Source organism: Nonomuraea sp. LPB2021202275-12-8 (assembly GCF_037044575.1).
Lineage (GTDB): Bacteria > Actinomycetota > Actinomycetes > Streptosporangiales > Streptosporangiaceae > Nonomuraea.
This window is the reverse complement of record NZ_JBAHWD010000003.1, coordinates 178,563-194,339: the sequence shown is the minus strand read 5'-3', so window position 1 is coordinate 194,339 and position 15,777 is coordinate 178,563. Positions and strand designations below refer to the sequence as shown.

Sequence of the window (15,777 nt, the reverse complement as noted above, 5' to 3'; positions counted from 1 at the left end):
CTGCGGTGCCTCGTATAGCGGAGGTAAGCCCTGGTGAAAGAGACGCGGGCTTGGGTCGCGCTCCTGGCCGTGATCCTCATGCTGTCTGCGTGCGGGCAGCCGGAATTCATCTACGTGCGTGACAGGGACGGCACCACCTACTTCAAGGTGCCCGCCTCCTTCGCCCAGATCGACGCCGACCCGCTGGAGACGGTGTTCAGCGGAGTCCGGCCCGACTCGCAGGCGGCCCGGCTGCGCGAGCAGCGGGTCTGGTCCACGGCCTTCGACCAGTCTCCCGAGCCGGCCTTCGACCATCTCTTCGACTCCCGGGAGCCGTTCGTCTACGCCACGGTGCACAAGCTCACCGAGGAACAGCGCGCCACCGTCTCGCTCGACCGGCTGCGCGACTTCATCCTCCCGGTGACCGAGCAGATGCGCACCGCCTACCTCACCCAGGCCCTGCAGACCGGTCGCCCGCCGCTGTTCAAGCGGTTCGAGCCGATCAGCGATCAGCTGATCCTCCTGGACAACGGCGCCAGGGGAGTCCGGGTGCGCTTCAACTATCAGATCGGCGCCACGACGCAGACGTTCGACCACACCGCGATCCTCGACGAGCAGGGCGGCACCGTCTCCGTCATGCTCATCACCTGCCAGGCGAACTGCTTCACGGCGCGCGGCGCGGAGTTCGACGAGATCGCGACCTCCTTCAAGCTGCTCCGGCTGCCCGGATAAGGGAGCACCAGTGACGACGACACTTCGTGAAGGGCTGCGCGCCCCCGGCAGCGGGCCCACCGGCCCGGACGCCGTCACCAGAAAGAAGACGACGTTCTGGGAGCGGAGCAGGCTCCTCGTCGGGCTGGCCCTCGCCTACCTGGTGCTGACCTGGAAGGTGATGGCCGACTTCGAGGGCATCGTGTCCTATCCGGAGGCGATGCGGGTGATCGCCCAGCAACATCGATGGATCCTCTGGCTGCTCGGCGCCGAGGCCCTGCGGCAGGCCCACTTCCTGATCGGCGAGCGGTGGCCCGCCTATGACCGGTTCTGGAGCCGGCGGGTCTTCGGCGGGTTCGAGCGGTGGTCGCGGCAGCGCTTCGACGACTGGACCAGGTTCCGCGTCTCCCGGGTGCTGAAGATCACGTTCTGGATCGTGCTGACGGCGCTGGTGCTCGGCGCGGTGCTCGACACCGATCCGTTCCTCGCGCTGCTCAGGACGCCCGCGCTGACCTTCCAGGCGCTGCCGCCCCCGCTCCGGCTCCTCTTCCTGCTCCTCGTGATCGCCGTCCTGCTCGCCGGCCTGCTCTGGTCGCTGTCCAGGGGCGGCGTCGAGACCTACCTGCCCGACGACATCAGGACCCGCTTCGCCGACGTCTGGGGCCAGGACCACGTGGTCGAGCGGCTCAGGGAGGAGATCGTCCTCCTGGAGCGGCCCGGCGAGATCGAGCGGCGCGGCGGCTACGTGCCCGGCGGCCTGCTGATGTGGGGGCCGCCGGGCACCGGCAAGGCGCTGATGGCCGAGGCGGTGGCCGGTGAGACGGGCAGGCCGTACGTGTTCGTCGATCCCGGCGCGTTCATGGGCTTCGGCATCCTCAGGGTGAAGGCGCTGTTCAGGAGGCTGCGCAGGCTGGCGCTCCGCTACGGCGGGGTGATCGTCTTCTTCGACGAGGCCGACACCCTCGGCAGGTCCGCTCAGCAGGGCCCTCCCGGGCAGGGCGGCGGCCTGTCCGGTTGTCACGGGCTGAACTATCTGTCGGAGGAGACCCGCACGGTGCTCGCCTTCCGCGGCCGGCGCGAGGCGGAGGAGCCGGGGCTGCGCGAGCGCTTCCTCATGAGCGGCGGCGGCACCCTGCAGGCGCTGCTCGGGGAGCTGTCCGGGCTGAGGAAGCCGCGCGGGTTCTTCAACCGGCAGGTGAGACGGCTGCTCGGGATGCGGCCCAAGCCGCCGCCCAGATACCGCATCCTCGTCATGATGGCCACGAACCGGCCGGACGCGCTGGACGAGGCGCTGCTGCGGCCCGGCCGCGTCGACCGCATCTACAAGGTCGGCTACCCGTCCAAGGCCGGGCGGCTGCGCACCTACCAGGGCTACCTCGACAAGGTCGGGCACGACCTCACCGGGCAGCAGATCGACAAGCTCGCCACCATCACCCCGTACGCGACCGGCGCCACGATCAAGGACCTGGTCAACGAGTCGCTGATCACCGCGATCCGGGACGGGCGTCAGGTGATCACCTGGTCCGACGTGCTGCGCGCCAAGCGGCTCAAGCAGCTCGGCCCGCCGGAGGACGTCGCGTACGTCGAGCGCGAGCGGCACGCCGTGGCCGTGCACGAGGCGTGCCACGCGGTGGTGGCGTACGCGACCCGCTGCCACCTCGGGATCGACATCGCGACCATCGAGAAGGGCGCCGACTACCTGGGCATGGTCGCCTCGATCAAGCCGGAGGACCGGTTCACCCGGTGGAAGTCCGAGTGCGAGGCGGACATCATGGTCTCGCTGGCGTCCCTGGCGGGGGAGCGGATGTTCTTCGGCGAGGACAACTCCTCCGGCGTCTCCGGCGACCTGCGCGCGGCGACGTTCCTGACCGCGCTCATGGAGTCGTCCTGGGGGATGGGCTCGGGCGTCACCTCGCTGCCCGCGCTGCAGGAGCTGGACATCATGCCCAGGCGCGGCCCCGAGCCGACACCCGACGTGCTGGCCGAGCGGATCGAGGTCAACCTGGTGCGGCTGCTGGAGAAGACCGAGCGGCTGCTGCGGGAGCACCGCAGGGACGTGCTCTGCGTGGCCCACGCGCTGGAGACGCACCGGACGCTCGACGGCGACGACGTGGTGGCGATCATCGAACGGTCGGCGGGGCCGCTGGTCGACGGCACCGTCTACGCCTCCGACGAGCTCTACCGGGAGCTGGAGGACTACCACCGCGACGCCGCCAGGGCGCACAAGGAACACGGCCGCATCGACCGGAGGCTGCCCGGTCCCGCCACGGAGGAGGTGGCGAGGTCCGCCGTGATCGCCCGAGGCGTGGCCGCACCCGGCGCGAACGGCCCGGCTCCGGTCCGGCCGGTCCGGCCGGTCCGGGGGCATGCTGCCTCCGGCCCGGTGGTTCCTGGGCAGCCGGCCAGGGCGGTCGGCCGGCCTTCCCATCCGGGGTTCGCGCCGTGGGCGGGGCAGGCCGCGCCCGTGCCCCAGCCTCGCCCCGCCCTTGACCACGTGGCCGCCTTCACCGGCGCCCCGCCCGCCGGGCCGGTGGCCGCGGCGGGCAGGACCGGCAGGCACCTGTGGCTGGTGGCCGCCAGCGCGGTCGCCCTGCTGCTGCTGGCGGTGTTCATCGGCCTCGCGGTGACGGGCGCGCTGACGGGCGGCCCCGCGTCGGGTACGGCGGCGGACACGGCGAGTACGGCGCCGGGGCCGGGGGTCGCCTCACCGGGGCTGCTGCTCGCGCTGTTCGTCGTGGTGGTCGCCGTGATCGTCGGCGGAGGGCTCGTCGCCGTGGCGGTGAAGGGCATCCGGGCCGCACACGCCAGGACCGAACGGGAACGCGACCAGGCGCACGCCCGCGCCCAGCTCCTGGCGGCGGTCCTCGACCCCGACACGGCGATGCGGCTGCTCGGCTACGACGGGAACGGACGGCGCGAGAGCAGCTGAACCGCCATCGCCCGGCGCACGTTCTACAGGTGTGCGCACACTCGCCGCCTGTCTCGCCGCCGCGGCCCTGCTGACCGGGTGCGAAGCGGAGCAGATCTGCACCGGCATCGGCACCCCGGTAGGCGTGGGCGTGACGGTCAAGGCGCCGCTCGCGGGTCAGGTGAGAGACGCCGAGCTGGAGATCTGCTGGTCGGGCTCCTGCCGTCGCCCCGGCCTGGAGCTCTTCCCGTCCACCGCGGCCTCCGGGCAGACGTGCACCGGCGACACCTGCTCCGCGGTCATGGAACCGACGGGGGACAAGCACGGCTTCGCCGGCGTCGAGGGCCTGCCGAAGAGTCCGGTGCGCGTACGGCTGACGCTGCGCGACGCCGGCGGCGACGAACTGCTCGACCGCACCCTCCAGGTGACGCCGAAGGGCCGCTTCCCCAACGGCCCGAAGTGCGGAGAAGGCGGTCCGAACGCCCAGCTGGTGGCCGAGCCCGGAGCCGTACGAGAAGGCTGACGGCTTAACACGCCGTTCACATGCGGGCAAAAACGGGGAAACGGCCATCCCTAAGACTCGGCGTGGCTGAGAAAAACCTCGAAAGGACCACCGTGAGCTACAAGGCTGAGTACATCTGGATCGACGGCACCGAGCCTACGGCTCTGCTGCGCTCGAAGACCAAGATCCTGGCTGACGGGGTCGAGCCTCCGGTGTGGGGCTTCGACGGCTCCAGCACCAACCAGGCCGAGGGTCACTCGTCGGACCGCGTGCTCCGTCCGGTGCTCACCACCCCGGACCCGATCAGGGGTGGCGACAACGTGCTGGTCCTGTGCGAGGTCGAGGAGATCGACGGCACGCCGCACAAGAGCAACACCCGCTCCCTGCTCCGCCCGATCGCCGAGCAGTTCGCCGACCAGGAGTCGTGGTTCGGCATCGAGCAGGAGTACACCTTCTTCAAGGGCAGCCGCCCGCTCGGCTTCCCCGAGGGCGGCTTCCCCGCTCCGCAGGGCCACTACTACTGCGGCGTCGGCGCCGAGGCCGTGTTCGGCCGCGAGATCGTCGAGCTGCACCTCGACCGCTGTCTCGCCGCCGGCCTCGCGATCTCCGGCATCAACGCCGAGGTCATGCCCGGCCAGTGGGAGTTTCAGGTAGGCCCGGCCAGTCCGCTCGACGTCTCCGACCACCTGTGGCTCGCCCGCTGGCTGCTCTACCGCACCGCCGAGGAGTTCGGCGTGGAGGCCACCCTCGACGCCAAGCCCGCCCGCGGCGACTGGAACGGCGCCGGCGCGCACACCAACTTCTCCACCAAGGCCATGCGCGAGGGCTACGACGCCATCATCACCGCCTGCGAGGCGCTCGGCCAGGGTGACAAGCCGGCCGAGCACGTCTCCCAGTACGGCGCCGACATCGAGAGCCGCCTGACCGGCGCGCACGAGACCGCCCCGTGGAACAAGTACAGCTACGGCGTCTCCGACCGCGGCGCCTCCGTCCGCATCCCGTGGCAGGTCGAGGTGGACAAGAAGGGCTACATCGAGGACCGTCGCCCCAACGCCAACGTCGACCCGTACGTGGTCACCCGCCTGCTGGTCAACACCTGCTGCGCCGCCCTGGAGAAGGCCGGCCAGGTCTGACGCACCGGATGAGAAGCAACGCATGAGAAAACGCGGGCACCCCCGATGGGGCCCGCGTTCCCTCATGCCAGGCGAGACAGATAGACCCTGCGGGCCTCCTCCGCCAGCGCCAGGTAGGCGGGGCTCACCCGAGGCCTGATCGCCTCCTCCAGCAGGTCCAGCCAGCGCAGGCAGAACGTCACGTCCTCCTCCCTGGCCACCCGCCGGTGCCCCACGTCCAGGTAGACGGGGCTGGTGTGGGCGAGCACCTGGCCGCCGCCCTCGACGACCGCGACCACGTACGTCGGCCAGATCACCGTCAGATCGGCGACCAGCTCGCCGGGCCGTCCCGCCGCCAGCTCGCCGTCCGCGGTGAGCAGCCGCACCCGCTCCGCCCGCGGCCCGATCACCCGGCCCGTCACCCGCACCCTGCCGCCGGGCGCCAGGTCCAGCGTGGCGCCCGGGCCGTGGCCGTCGACGTCCAGTTCCAGGAACGGGCCGGTGGTGGCGAAGGTGCGGCCGCGCCGCACCGCCGCCGCGTAGGACTCGGCCGTCAGCGGCCCCTCCACCCGCGCGTACGTACGCTCCCGCCCGATCGGGCCGAGCCGGTGCGCGGTCCCTGCGACGGCGGCGACCCGGTTGCCAGCGCCGACCAGCCGCCGGTAGGCGCAGGCGGAGCCGATCGCCGAGGAGAAGCCGTCGACCAGCCCCAGGGCGGCGTCCACCACCGACAGCCGCGCGTCGAAGCCCGGCACGCCCACGCCCACGAGCTGCTCGGGAGTCTCCACCGGCCCGCGGAAGGAGTTGGCGTAGCCGACCAGCCTGCCGCGCCGGCGCGGCGCGCCACCGGGCGGCGGCCACTCCTCCCAGCTGTAGGCGTGGTGCGCGAGATCGACCCGGGCGACGTGCAGCGCGTCCGACCACGGCAGGTCACGGCCCGACCAGTGCCGCAACGCCTCGTCCTCGTCCGGCAGCACGTTGACGACGTGCAGGTCCTCGCCGTGCTGGGAGGCGGCCACCCAGGTGGGCGGGCGGTTGAGACGCACCTGCAGGTCGCCGCCGTACCAGCCGAGGGCGGCCGCGTCGTAGATGCGCTGCGGCGCCAGCTCCACCAGCGTCTCGCCGTCGCCCGGCACCAGCGTCGTCTCGGCGCAGCCGTACTCCATGCCGCGGGCCGCCCTGACCGTCAGCGGCTCGCGCGGCACGTCGAGCACGACGTCGTCACCGTGGAAGTACGGCAGGCCGTCGAAATCCCGCGCCGGGACGGTGTCGCGCGGATAGAGGCCGCGGCCGGCGCGGGTCCAGACGCTCCAGCGGCACGGGAAGCCGGCACGCAGGCGGAGCGCAGGTCGGGCGGTTAATGGCTGCACATTGTCACGCATCGGCTTCTCCCCGTGATCGAAGGCGCCGTCATCGTGACACGGCCATCACCCGCCGGGAAGGCCCTCCTTTCCGGCGGGGTGGCTTTCTTCACTCCAGGTATAAGGAACTAGAGCCGGAACTCCATATCCGGGCTAATGTCCGCAACGTCCATCTGGGCCTTCTGCAGGCGGCCGGAGTGGTCCCAGTTCATCGACTGCCAGCGGGTGAACTGGTCGAGCACCCACATCCCGGACTGGCGGCTGCCGTTGCCGGACTTGCCGTTGCCGCCGAACGGCAGGTGCGCCTCGGCGCCCGAGGTCGAGTTGTTGACGCTGACCATGCCGGCCGAAATGCCCTCGCGGAAGCGGAAGGCATGCTTCGGGTTGGTGGTGTAGATGCTGCTCGACAGTCCGTAGCCGGGCAGGTTGGCCAGCTCGATCGCCTCGTCCAGCGTCTGGAAGGTCGTCACGCCGACGATCGGGCCGAACGTCTCCTCCAGGAACAGGCGGTCCGCCGGCTTGACACCGTCGACGACGACGGGGTGGTAGTAGAGGCCGGCCTCGCCGGTGAAGTCGTGGTGCGGGCTGTCCGGGGTGATCCGGCCGACGGCCCCCGACACGACCCGGTGGTGAGGCTGGATCCAGGTGAGGTACTCCTCGTAGCGGTCGGCGAACTTCTGGTCCAGCAGCGGGCCGGCCAGCACGTCCTGCTCCGGATCGCCGATCCTGGCGTCGCGCACCGCGCGGGCGAAGCGCTCGGTGAACTCCTGGTGGACGCTCTCGTGCACGATCACCGTGCCCAGGCTCGTGCACCGCTGGCCCGCCGTGCCGAAGCCGGAGAACAGGGCGCCCTCCACCGCCAGGTCCAGATCCGCGTCCGGCATGATCACCATGGGGTTCTTGCCGCCCAGCTCCAGGCAGGGGGACTGCAGGTGGCGGCCGGCCAGCTCGCCGATCTTCCTGCCCACCTCGCTGGAGCCGGTGAATCCGATCTTCTGCACGGTGCCCTCCGTGAGCGCCCGCTCCAGGCCCTCGAACGTCTGGGAGCCGTCGGCGAAGACGATGTCCAGCACCCCGTCGGGCAGCCCGGCCGCCGCGAAGAGCTGGTAGAGGGCGTGCGCGGAGGCCGCGGCGTATTCGGCGGGCTTCCACACCACCGCGTTGCCGCACAGCAGCGCCGGCACCAGGTACCACGACGGGACCGCCACCGGGAAGTTGCCGGCGGTGATGACGGCGGCCACGCCGACCGGGTTGCGGAAGGTGAACAGGTTCTTGTCCGGCATCTCCGAAGGCACCGTCTGGCCGTAGAGCCTGCGCCCCTCGCCCAGGAAGAAGTCGCACGTGTCGACGATCTCCCGCACCTCGCCCAGCGCCTCGGCGTACGGCTTGCCGATCTCCTGGGTCACCAGGCGGGCCAGACGCTCGGCGTTCGCCTCGACCAGGCGGCCGATCGAGGCGATCACCCTGCCCCGCACCGGGGCCGGCACCTTGGCCCACTCCCGCTGGGCGTCCCGGGCGGTCCGGCAGGCGGCCGCGAACGTCTCGGCGTCGGCCAGCCCCACCCGAGCCACCACCTCGCCGGTGCGGGCGGGGTTGACGGATGAGTACGTGTCCGTGCCGGCGGCGTCCTTGCCACCCACGACGGAAACAATCTGACGGGTCACCGATGCCTCCTCATAGTTCCTCAACACACACAATCATCCCGCCATCGCGAACCCAAGGCGAGCTCCTCGCCAGGGACGCGATGTCATGCGTCCGGCTTGCCGGAGTAGTCCAGGCCGAGCGTGCCGGACAGGTCGCGGAGGCACTCCTCGTAGACGGGCTCCAGGTCGGTGTAGGCGAAGTCGAGCTGGTGCAGGACTTCGACCTGCCGGGCGGCCCCGGAGCCGCCTACGTGGCCGGAGAAGCCAGGACCTGCCAGATGGTGCGCGACCACCTGGTCCGCGAGCGCGACTGGCCGCGCACCTCGATCAAGGTCAAGCCGTTCTGGGCGCCGGGCAAACGGGGCCTGCACTGAGCCCTCGGCAGCCAGAAGGGGATCACCCTCGCCATGTCCGTCCCGCGTACCCTGATCACCCTCCTCGGGATGATCACGATGGTCAGCGCCGTGCTCGCCGACCTGGTCATCCCCGAATTGGCGGCACAGCACGCCTCAACCCCGCCTGGCCGCCTCACGCCAAGTTCCGCGACGCCCAGTACATGGTGATGACGGTGCTTCTCGCCCTCATCGGCCTGGCGCTCGCCCTACGGCAGGGCCACGACGCGCGGGCGCGGTTGCTCTGCGCCGCCGCGGTCCTCGCCACGCCGTGGCTCGGTATGTCAGGAGCACTCGTGTTCCCCGACACGGCCACCCACGACCCGGAGTTCGCCGGCCGGACCGTCTTCGTCCTCGGCCTGCACGGACAGGCCTTCATGGCCCTGGTCCTGATCCTGGTCCTGATCGGCACGGCGCGGCGGCCGTGCGCGTGCCCGCGGCGACCGGGGGACCGAAACCGGTGTAGTTACCTCCACCCCGTCGTGCACCTGGCTGCATTCACACGCTCCCACCCCGTTCCTACCGTTGAGGAGTCGAAGCCGCGCAGACGGTTCAGGGGGTTGTGATCATGAGTGAGGTAACGCGACGAGGGTTCATCGGAGGCACGGCGGCGCTGGGGGGTGGGGCCGTGACGGCGGGGCTGGGACCGGTCGCGGCGCAGGGTAAGGGAGCGCCGCCGCTCGGCCCGGTCGTCGTGCGGCCGGGCGATCCCCGCTACGAGGATCTGGTCGTCCGCAACACCAACCAGCGTTTCCGGCCCGAGCCGGAGTACTTCCACGTGGTGGGTTCCACCGAGCAGGTCGTCAAGGCGGTCGGCGACGCGGTGCGGGCGAACCGCCGGGTGACCGTGCGCAGCGGCGGGCACTGCTACGAGAACTTCGTCGGCGACGGCGCGCAGGTCGTGATCGACATGTGCGAGATGTCGGAGGTGTACTTCGACGACAAGCGTGGCGCGTTCGTCATCGAGGCGGGCGCCACCCTGATGCAGACCTACCGCAAGCTCTACCTCGGCTGGGGGGTCACCATCCCCGGCGGCCAATGCGGGGGCGTGGCCGCCGGGGGCCACATCGCGGGCGGCGGGTACGGCCCGCTGTCGCGGCGCGACGGGCTGACGGTCGACTACCTGCACGCGGTCGAGGTGGTGGTGGTCGACCGGTCCGGGCGGGCGCGCGCGGTGGTGGCCACGCGGGACCCGTCCGACCCGAACCACGACCTGTGGTGGGCGCACACCGGCGGCGGGGGCGGCAACTTCGGCGTCGTGACCCGCTACTTCATGCGGGACCCGAAGGCCAGGAGTGACGACCCGCGCGAACTGCTGCCGAAGCCGCCCGCCACCGTGCTGTCCGGCGTGGCCATCTGGTCGTGGGACGGGATGGGCAAGGAGTCGTTCCGCAGGTTGCTGCGCAACCACGGCGAGTGGCACGAGCGCAACGGCGAGCCGGGCACCCCGGAAGCCAGCCTGTGGGGCTCGCTGCTGATCCCCGGCAGCCAGGCGGGCCCCGATCGCGGCGGGATCATCCTGCCCACGCAGGTGGACGCGGGTGTGCCCGGCGCGGAACGGATCCTGCGGGACTACTTCGCCGCAGTCGCGGAGGGGGTCACCCCCAAGGTGATCGTCCCCCCGCTCCAGCGCGATCCATGGTTCTACGCGGCTCGTACGCTGTCGTTAGGCGAAGAAGCCGAAGCCGGGCGCTACAAGGGCAAGTCCGCCTATCTGCGCAAGCCCTTCACCGACGAGCAGGCGGACGTGGCCTTCGACCACCTCGCCACCGGCGAGGAGGGCTCGGCGACCGGCCTGCTGTGGCTCCTGTCGTACGGCGGGCAGGTCAACGCGGTGGACCCGGCGGCGACCGCCACGGCCGAGCGGCAGTCGATCCTCAAGGTGATCCATCTGGCGACCTGGGACCAGAGCCAGGACGGCGCGGCGCAACTGGCCTGGGTGCGCCGGTTCCACTCGCGGACGTTCGCGAGCACCGGGGGAGTGCCGGTGCCCGGCGGCAACTGCGGCGGCGCCTACATCAACTACCCGGACATCGACCACGCCGACCCGGAGTGGAACACCTCCGGGGTGCCGTGGTCCACGATCTACTACGGCGGCAACTACGCCCGTCTGCAGCGGGTGAAGGCCCGCTGGGACCCTCGGAACGTGTTCCGCCACGCGCTGTCCGTCCGGGCCTGAGCACCGGCCCGGCGCCGGACGTGGAGCCGGCCGCCCGTCACAGAGGCAGCCGACGGCGACGTTTCCGGACGTCCTGGCGGGACCGTGGGAGGGTGCCGCTCTGCTGGTCTACAGACTCTCGCCGGAACCCTCCTGTGAACCGCGGCGTCAGGCGGCGATGAGCCCGCGGACGTCCGCCAGCAGTTCGAAGGAGCGCAGCCAGGCGCTTCTGTCGGTCGCCGGGGAGGCGACGATCAGCTCGTCCGCCCCGGCGTGCTCGGCGAAGCGGTCGAGGTAGTCCTTCACCTCGGCCGGGGTGCCGACGGCGGAGTACTTGGTCATCTGCTGGATCTGCCGCCCGGCCGGGGACTCGAGGATCAAATCCGCCTCCTCCGGGGTGAACTTCCGGTCCCGGCCGACGAACAGGCTCACCCTGGCGCGCTTGGCGGCCAGGAACTGCTCCTCGGCCTTGTCCTTGGTGTCCGCGGCGATCACGTTCACCCCGGCGATCACGTATGGCCGCTCCAGCTGGGCTGACGGCTTGAAGTCGCGCCGGTAGAGGGCGACGGCCTCCTCCAGCGAGGTCGGGGCGAAGTGGGAGGCGAAGGCGTACGGGAGCCCGAGCATGGCGGCGAGCTGCGCGCCGAACAGGGAGGAGCCGAGGATGTACAGCGGCACGTCGGTGCCCTTGCCGGGCGTCGCGTCGACGCCCGGGATCCGCGACTCGCCGGTCAGGTAGCCCTGCAGCTCCAGCACGTCCTGCGGGAAGGTGTCCGCGGCGGCGGGGCTGCGGCGCAGCGCCCGCATGGTCTGCTGGTCGCTGCCCGGCGCCCGGCCGAGCCCCAGGTCGATGCGGCCCGGGTGGAGCGTCGCGAGGGTGCCGAACTGCTCGGCGATGGTCAGCGGGGAATGGTTGGGCAGCATGATGCCACCGGCGCCGAGGCGGATCGCGCGCGTGTGCGCGGCCACGTGCGCGATGAGCACGCTGGTCGCCGAGGACGCGATCGTCGGCATGTTGTGGTGCTCGGCGTACCAGATCCGCTGGTAGCCCCACTCTTCGGCACGCTGGGCCAGCGTGACGCTGGCGGCCAGGCTGTCACTCGCCGTCTCTCCCTCGCCGATGTGCGCCAGATCGAGAATCGAGAGTGGGAGAGCCATGAGGAACGTGCCTTTCGCGTGGATATCGGGGCATTGATCTGTAACCGTGCTGGTGCCAGGGTTATTTCAGCGCGCCAGGGATTCACAGCACCGGTTAACCGGCGGTTCACCGGTCTTGTCTACGTTTACCGGCCATGAGCTGGAAGTACAGGGCGAACGCCACCCTCGAAGGGCTGACGGGGTACACGCTGACGAGGGCGGGCCGGGTCACCAAGGCCCCCGCGCCCGCGCCCGCTCCGGAACCCCAGAGGCTGGCCGGCGACGTGGTGCGTCCACCGGCCGACCCCGGCGACCGGTTGCTGCGCGCGCCGGTCTTCCTGCTCTCGTCGGTACGGTCGGGCTCGACGCTGCTGCGCGTCATGCTGAACAGCCACTCCCAGGTCCACTCTCCCATCGAGACCCACTTCCGCCGCATGACCGTCGGCCTGCCGACCGATCCCGTACGGCAGGCCATGGAGCTGCTCGGCCACAACCACAGCGACATCGAGCACATCGTGTGGGACCGGATGCTGCACCGGGAGCTGACGCGCAGCGGCAAGCCGATCCTGGTGGAGAAGACGCCGAGCAACGTGTTCGCCTGGCGGCGCGTCTCCACCTGCTGGCCGGACGCGCGCTTCGTCTTCCTGCTGCGGCATCCGATGTCGATCGTGCAGTCGTGGCACGAGGCCGATCCCGAAAGGCGGCCGATGGAGGAGGCGGTGCCGCGCACGCTCAGCTACATGAACCACCTGCAGGAGGCCCGCTCCAATCTGGCCGGGCTGACCGTCAGGTACGAGGACCTGGTCGCCGATCCGGAGGCCGAGCTACGGCGGGTGTGCGCCTTTCTGGGCGTCGGGTGGGAGCCGTCGATGCTGAACTACGGCGAGCAGGACCACGGCGGCTTCGTGAAAGGCGTGGGCGACTGGCGCGACAAGATCCGTAGCGGTACGGTCGTCGCTGGCCGCCCGCTGCCCTCAGGCGACGAGCTGCCTCCCGAGCTCAGGGAGATCTGCGGGCTGTGGGACTACTGCTGAGCACGGCCGTCCACGACCAAGGCTCCGGCAGAGTTCGCCTGCCGTTCTCCGGTGGTTCGGCCGCCGCTCGTTCCTTGCCCTGAAGGTGTCCCGCATGATCGACGCGCCCTCGCGCCGTACCCTCCTGACGGGTGCCATCGCCGGATTGACCCTGCCGTCCGCCGCCTCGCCGGCGCGGGCCGCGCCCGCCTCGCGGCCCAACTTCGTCGTCATCCTCGCCGACGACCTGGGCTGGGGCGAGATCGGCAGCCAGGGGCAGCGGATGATCGCGACACCGCAGCTCGACCGGCTGGCCGAGGAGGGGGTGCGGTTCGAGACGGCCTACTCCGGAGCGCCGCTCTGCGCGCCGTCGCGGTGCGCGCTGCTCACCGGGTTACACGCCGGCCACGGCACGGTCAGAGAGAACCCGGAGGGCGGCCCGCAGCACTCGCTGACCGAGTCCGACCTGACCTTCGCCGAGCTGCTGCAGCTCGCCGGATACCGCACGGCCTGCATCGGCAAGTGGGGATTCGGGCCGGAGGAACCCGACCAGGAGTCCCATCCGAACGCACGGGGCTTCGCGGAGTTCTTCGGCTACATCGGCCACCGTCACGCCCACCAGTACTTTCCCGAATACCTCTGGCACAACGGCGACCAGGTGCGGCTCGGCCGCGAGGCGTACGCGCCGGACCTGTTCCTGCGGCGGGCGATCGAGTTCGTCCAGCAGCCGTCCGAGCAGCCCTTCCTGCTCTACTTCCCGACGAACCTGCCGCACTCGCCCAGCGAGGTGCCGGGGAACGCCGGCGCGTACGCGCACAGGCCCTGGACCCGCGCCAACCGCCGGCACGCCGCCCAGGTCACGCGGCTGGACACCGACGTGGCCGCTCTGGTGCGGGCGCTGCGCGAGGCGGGCGTGGCCAGGGACACGCTGGTGCTGTTCACCAGCGACAACGGGCCGCACCGGGAGAAGGGCGTGACGCCCTGGCTGTTCGACTCCAACGGCCCCTTCAGGGGCGACAAGCGCGACCTGTACGAGGGCGGCATCCGGGTACCGCTGATCGCCTGGTCGCCGGGGCTGCGAAGCCGGGTGGAGAGGCGGCCGGTGGCGCTCTGGGACGTGCTGCCGACCCTGGCGGAGCTGGCCGGGGTGCCGGCCCCCGACGGGATCGACGGCCTGTCGTTCCGGAAGCTGCTCGACGGCGGCGACGCGCCCCGTCACGACCATCTGGTGTGGAACCGGCCGCGCAAGGCGCAGGCGATCCGCCGGGGCCGGTGGAAGGCGATCAGGTTCGAGCCGGGCATCGCGGCCGCCGGGCGAGAAGGGCGGGTCGAGCTGTACGACCTGGCCACCGACCAGCAGGAGCGGCGCGACCTGGCCCGGCGCAGGCCGGAGCTGACCCGCGAGCTGATGGCGCTGCTCGACGAGTCGATCGGCCCGGACCCGCGCGGGCCGTACGGGCTGAAGGTGCTGAGTGCGGCGGGGGAGGTGACGGTGACGCTGGTGAACGGGTCGGCGGTGCCGTGGACACAGGTCAGGCTGGGTCTGAACCTGCCCCGGGGGCGCAGGCTGGAGGCGCGGGACGAGGTGGCGGCGCTGCTGCCGGGCGAGGAGTGCAGCGCCGTCTTCCCGGTGGGGGAGCGAGGGCTGGTCACGGCGTCGGCCGGATTCCGTACGGGCGGCAGGAGGCACGCCTTCCGCCGCGCGCACCGGCTCCGAGAGAGCATGGTCTGACGTGCGAATGTCCCGGAACACGGCGGTTGGTGAGCGGGGGCGTGTACAACAGTGCGTATGCCACAGCGCCAGCCGAGCGACCTCTCCGCGGTCATCTCGGCCGTCCTGACCGGGACCCGGCTGCTCGTCGGGATCGCCGTCCGCTCGCTGGGGGCGGTCGAGGACCGGGTCACGCTGCCGCAGTTCCGGATGCTGGTGGTGCTGGCGGGGCACGGCGAGACGAAGCTCGTCACGCTGGCCGACGTGCTCAACGTCAACTCCTCCACCGCCATGCGGATGGCCGACCGGCTCGCGGCGGCCGACCTGATCGTGCGGGAGGTCAACCCGCACAACCGCAGGGAGAGCCTGATGCGGCTGACCGGCGAGGGGCGGCGGATCGTGGACGAGGTGACGGCACGGCGCAGGCAGGAGATCGGCGTCATCGTCTCGCGCCTGTCACCCGAGCAGCGCCGCATGCTGGTCGACGCGATGACCGCCTTCAACGAGGCGGGCGGAGAGCCACCGGAGAGCGGCCTGCACCCGCTCGGCTGGCCCGCCGGATGAGCTAGGGGACCTCGCTGGTGACCGGCTCCGGCAGGGCGGTGACCGCCTCCTGGACCGTGTCGTAGACCTGGAACCGCTTGTGCAGCCCGGTGACGCTGAGCACTCGCTTGATCCGCGGATGGACCTCGCTGAGGACAAGGACGCCGCCCGCGGCCTCGGCTCCGCTCAGGGCCGTCAGCAGGACGCTGAGCCCCGAGGAGTCGCAGAATCCGACGGCCTTGAGATCGACGACGACCTTCGGCGGATGCACGCTGGCGGTGGCCTCCGCCATGCAGTGGCGCAGCTCGGCGGCGGTGGCGATGTCGAGCTCGCCCGACAGGCTGAGGACCGCGGCGCCGTCGTAGGGGGTGATGATCCAGGAGAAGCCGGCCTGCACGATTCCGCCCTCCATGCAAAAGTGTGACATTACACCCGGGGTCACGATTGCATAGTGCAATGAACTGGTCCAGTACCCAGTATCAGCGCGATACATGCGCCAAGTCCCGTGAATCTCCCCCTGTTGGGCTGCCGTGGACAGGTGGTTGCCACGTTCCGCCGGCCCGTGGACATTGGCAACGAGTGGCTGGATCGCATTCTTCGAGGAGAC

Annotated in this window: 15 protein-coding genes; 10 read left to right on the top strand and 5 right to left on the bottom strand. The window is 71.1% G+C overall.

The window, feature by feature from the left end:
* Positions 1–33: 33 nt before the first annotated feature.
* The 4 genes from V5E28_RS07160 to glnII all read left to right on the top strand — a co-directional run bounded on the left by V5E28_RS07160 (position 34) and on the right by glnII (position 5,233).
* Positions 34–711 (top strand): LptM family lipoprotein, encoded by a 678-nt coding sequence (locus V5E28_RS07160; RefSeq protein ID WP_336205594.1) that lies wholly within the window; start codon positions 34–36, stop codon positions 709–711.
* Between the two features lie 10 nt (positions 712–721).
* Positions 722–3,619, top strand: a complete 2,898-nt coding sequence (locus V5E28_RS07155) for an AAA family ATPase (protein WP_336205593.1) — start codon at positions 722–724, stop codon at positions 3,617–3,619.
* A gap of 31 nt (positions 3,620–3,650) precedes the next feature.
* The gene (locus tag V5E28_RS07150; protein WP_336205592.1) at positions 3,651–4,121 is read left to right on the top strand and encodes a hypothetical protein; all 471 of its coding nucleotides are present in this window, start codon (positions 3,651–3,653) and stop codon (positions 4,119–4,121) included.
* Positions 4,122–4,213: 92 nt separating this feature from the next.
* On the top strand, positions 4,214–5,233 hold the full coding sequence (gene glnII / locus V5E28_RS07145; RefSeq protein ID WP_336205591.1) for a glutamine synthetase: 1,020 nt from the start codon (positions 4,214–4,216) through the stop codon (positions 5,231–5,233).
* Between the two features lie 62 nt (positions 5,234–5,295).
* Here the strand turns inward: glnII and V5E28_RS07140 are convergent, their stop codons facing one another.
* The 3 genes from V5E28_RS07140 to V5E28_RS07130 all read right to left on the bottom strand — a co-directional run bounded on the left by V5E28_RS07140 (position 5,296) and on the right by V5E28_RS07130 (position 8,509).
* Positions 5,296–6,594, bottom strand: coding sequence for a CehA/McbA family metallohydrolase (locus V5E28_RS07140; RefSeq protein ID WP_336205590.1), 1,299 nt, complete (start codon positions 6,592–6,594; stop codon positions 5,296–5,298).
* Positions 6,595–6,701: 107 nt separating this feature from the next.
* On the bottom strand, positions 6,702–8,237 hold the full coding sequence (locus V5E28_RS07135) for an aldehyde dehydrogenase family protein (RefSeq protein WP_336205589.1): 1,536 nt from the start codon (positions 8,235–8,237) through the stop codon (positions 6,702–6,704).
* Between the two features lie 83 nt (positions 8,238–8,320).
* Positions 8,321–8,509 (bottom strand): hypothetical protein, encoded by a 189-nt coding sequence (locus V5E28_RS07130; protein WP_336205878.1) that lies wholly within the window; start codon positions 8,507–8,509, stop codon positions 8,321–8,323.
* Here V5E28_RS07130 and V5E28_RS07125 point away from each other — a divergent pair.
* The 3 genes from V5E28_RS07125 (at position 8,468) to V5E28_RS07115 (ending at position 10,787) form a co-directional block, all read left to right on the top strand.
* A complete protein-coding gene (locus V5E28_RS07125; RefSeq protein ID WP_336205869.1) occupies positions 8,468–8,590 on the top strand; it encodes an SIP domain-containing protein in 123 nt (40 codons plus the stop codon). The genes V5E28_RS07130 and V5E28_RS07125 overlap by 42 nt on opposite strands.
* A 188-nt stretch (positions 8,591–8,778) precedes the next feature.
* A complete protein-coding gene (locus tag V5E28_RS07120) occupies positions 8,779–9,174 on the top strand; it encodes a hypothetical protein (RefSeq protein WP_336205588.1) in 396 nt (131 codons plus the stop codon).
* Between the two features lie 2 nt (positions 9,175–9,176).
* A complete protein-coding gene (locus V5E28_RS07115; RefSeq protein ID WP_336205587.1) occupies positions 9,177–10,787 on the top strand; it encodes an FAD-dependent oxidoreductase in 1,611 nt (536 codons plus the stop codon).
* 147 nt (positions 10,788–10,934) lie between these two features.
* Here the strand turns inward: V5E28_RS07115 and V5E28_RS07110 are convergent, their stop codons facing one another.
* Positions 10,935–11,924, bottom strand: coding sequence for an LLM class flavin-dependent oxidoreductase (locus V5E28_RS07110; protein ID WP_336205586.1), 990 nt, complete (start codon positions 11,922–11,924; stop codon positions 10,935–10,937).
* A 134-nt stretch (positions 11,925–12,058) separates the two neighbouring features.
* Here V5E28_RS07110 and V5E28_RS07105 point away from each other — a divergent pair, with 134 nt between their 5' ends.
* The 3 genes from V5E28_RS07105 to V5E28_RS07095 all read left to right on the top strand — a co-directional run bounded on the left by V5E28_RS07105 (position 12,059) and on the right by V5E28_RS07095 (position 15,191).
* Positions 12,059–12,937, top strand: coding sequence for a sulfotransferase family protein (locus tag V5E28_RS07105; protein ID WP_336205585.1), 879 nt, complete (start codon positions 12,059–12,061; stop codon positions 12,935–12,937).
* A 94-nt stretch (positions 12,938–13,031) separates the two neighbouring features.
* The gene (locus tag V5E28_RS07100) at positions 13,032–14,648 is read left to right on the top strand and encodes an arylsulfatase (protein WP_336205584.1); all 1,617 of its coding nucleotides are present in this window, start codon (positions 13,032–13,034) and stop codon (positions 14,646–14,648) included.
* 57 nt (positions 14,649–14,705) lie between these two features.
* A complete protein-coding gene (locus V5E28_RS07095) occupies positions 14,706–15,191 on the top strand; it encodes a MarR family winged helix-turn-helix transcriptional regulator (protein WP_336205583.1) in 486 nt (161 codons plus the stop codon).
* A 1-nt stretch (position 15,192) separates the two neighbouring features.
* On the opposite strand, the gene V5E28_RS07090 is transcribed toward V5E28_RS07095, so the two are convergent.
* Positions 15,193–15,582, bottom strand: a complete 390-nt coding sequence (locus V5E28_RS07090; RefSeq protein WP_336205582.1) for an STAS domain-containing protein — start codon at positions 15,580–15,582, stop codon at positions 15,193–15,195.
* Between the last annotated feature and the right edge of the window lie 195 nt (positions 15,583–15,777).

Excerpts from the sequence above, each read along its gene's own strand:
- V5E28_RS07140 (WP_336205590.1), bottom strand. The coding sequence starts at position 6,594 with ATGCGTGACAATGTGCAGCCATTAACCGCCCGACCTGCGCTCCGCCTG.
- V5E28_RS07120 (WP_336205588.1), top strand. The coding sequence starts at position 8,779 with ATGACGGTGCTTCTCGCCCTCATCGGCCTGGCGCTCGCCCTACGGCAG.
- V5E28_RS07115 (WP_336205587.1), top strand. The coding sequence starts at position 9,177 with ATGAGTGAGGTAACGCGACGAGGGTTCATCGGAGGCACGGCGGCGCTG.
- V5E28_RS07110 (WP_336205586.1), bottom strand. The coding sequence starts at position 11,924 with ATGGCTCTCCCACTCTCGATTCTCGATCTGGCGCACATCGGCGAGGGA.
- V5E28_RS07105 (WP_336205585.1), top strand. The coding sequence starts at position 12,059 with ATGAGCTGGAAGTACAGGGCGAACGCCACCCTCGAAGGGCTGACGGGG.
- V5E28_RS07100 (WP_336205584.1), top strand. The coding sequence starts at position 13,032 with ATGATCGACGCGCCCTCGCGCCGTACCCTCCTGACGGGTGCCATCGCC.
- V5E28_RS07095 (WP_336205583.1), top strand. The coding sequence starts at position 14,706 with ATGCCACAGCGCCAGCCGAGCGACCTCTCCGCGGTCATCTCGGCCGTC.
- V5E28_RS07090 (WP_336205582.1), bottom strand. The coding sequence starts at position 15,582 with ATGGAGGGCGGAATCGTGCAGGCCGGCTTCTCCTGGATCATCACCCCC.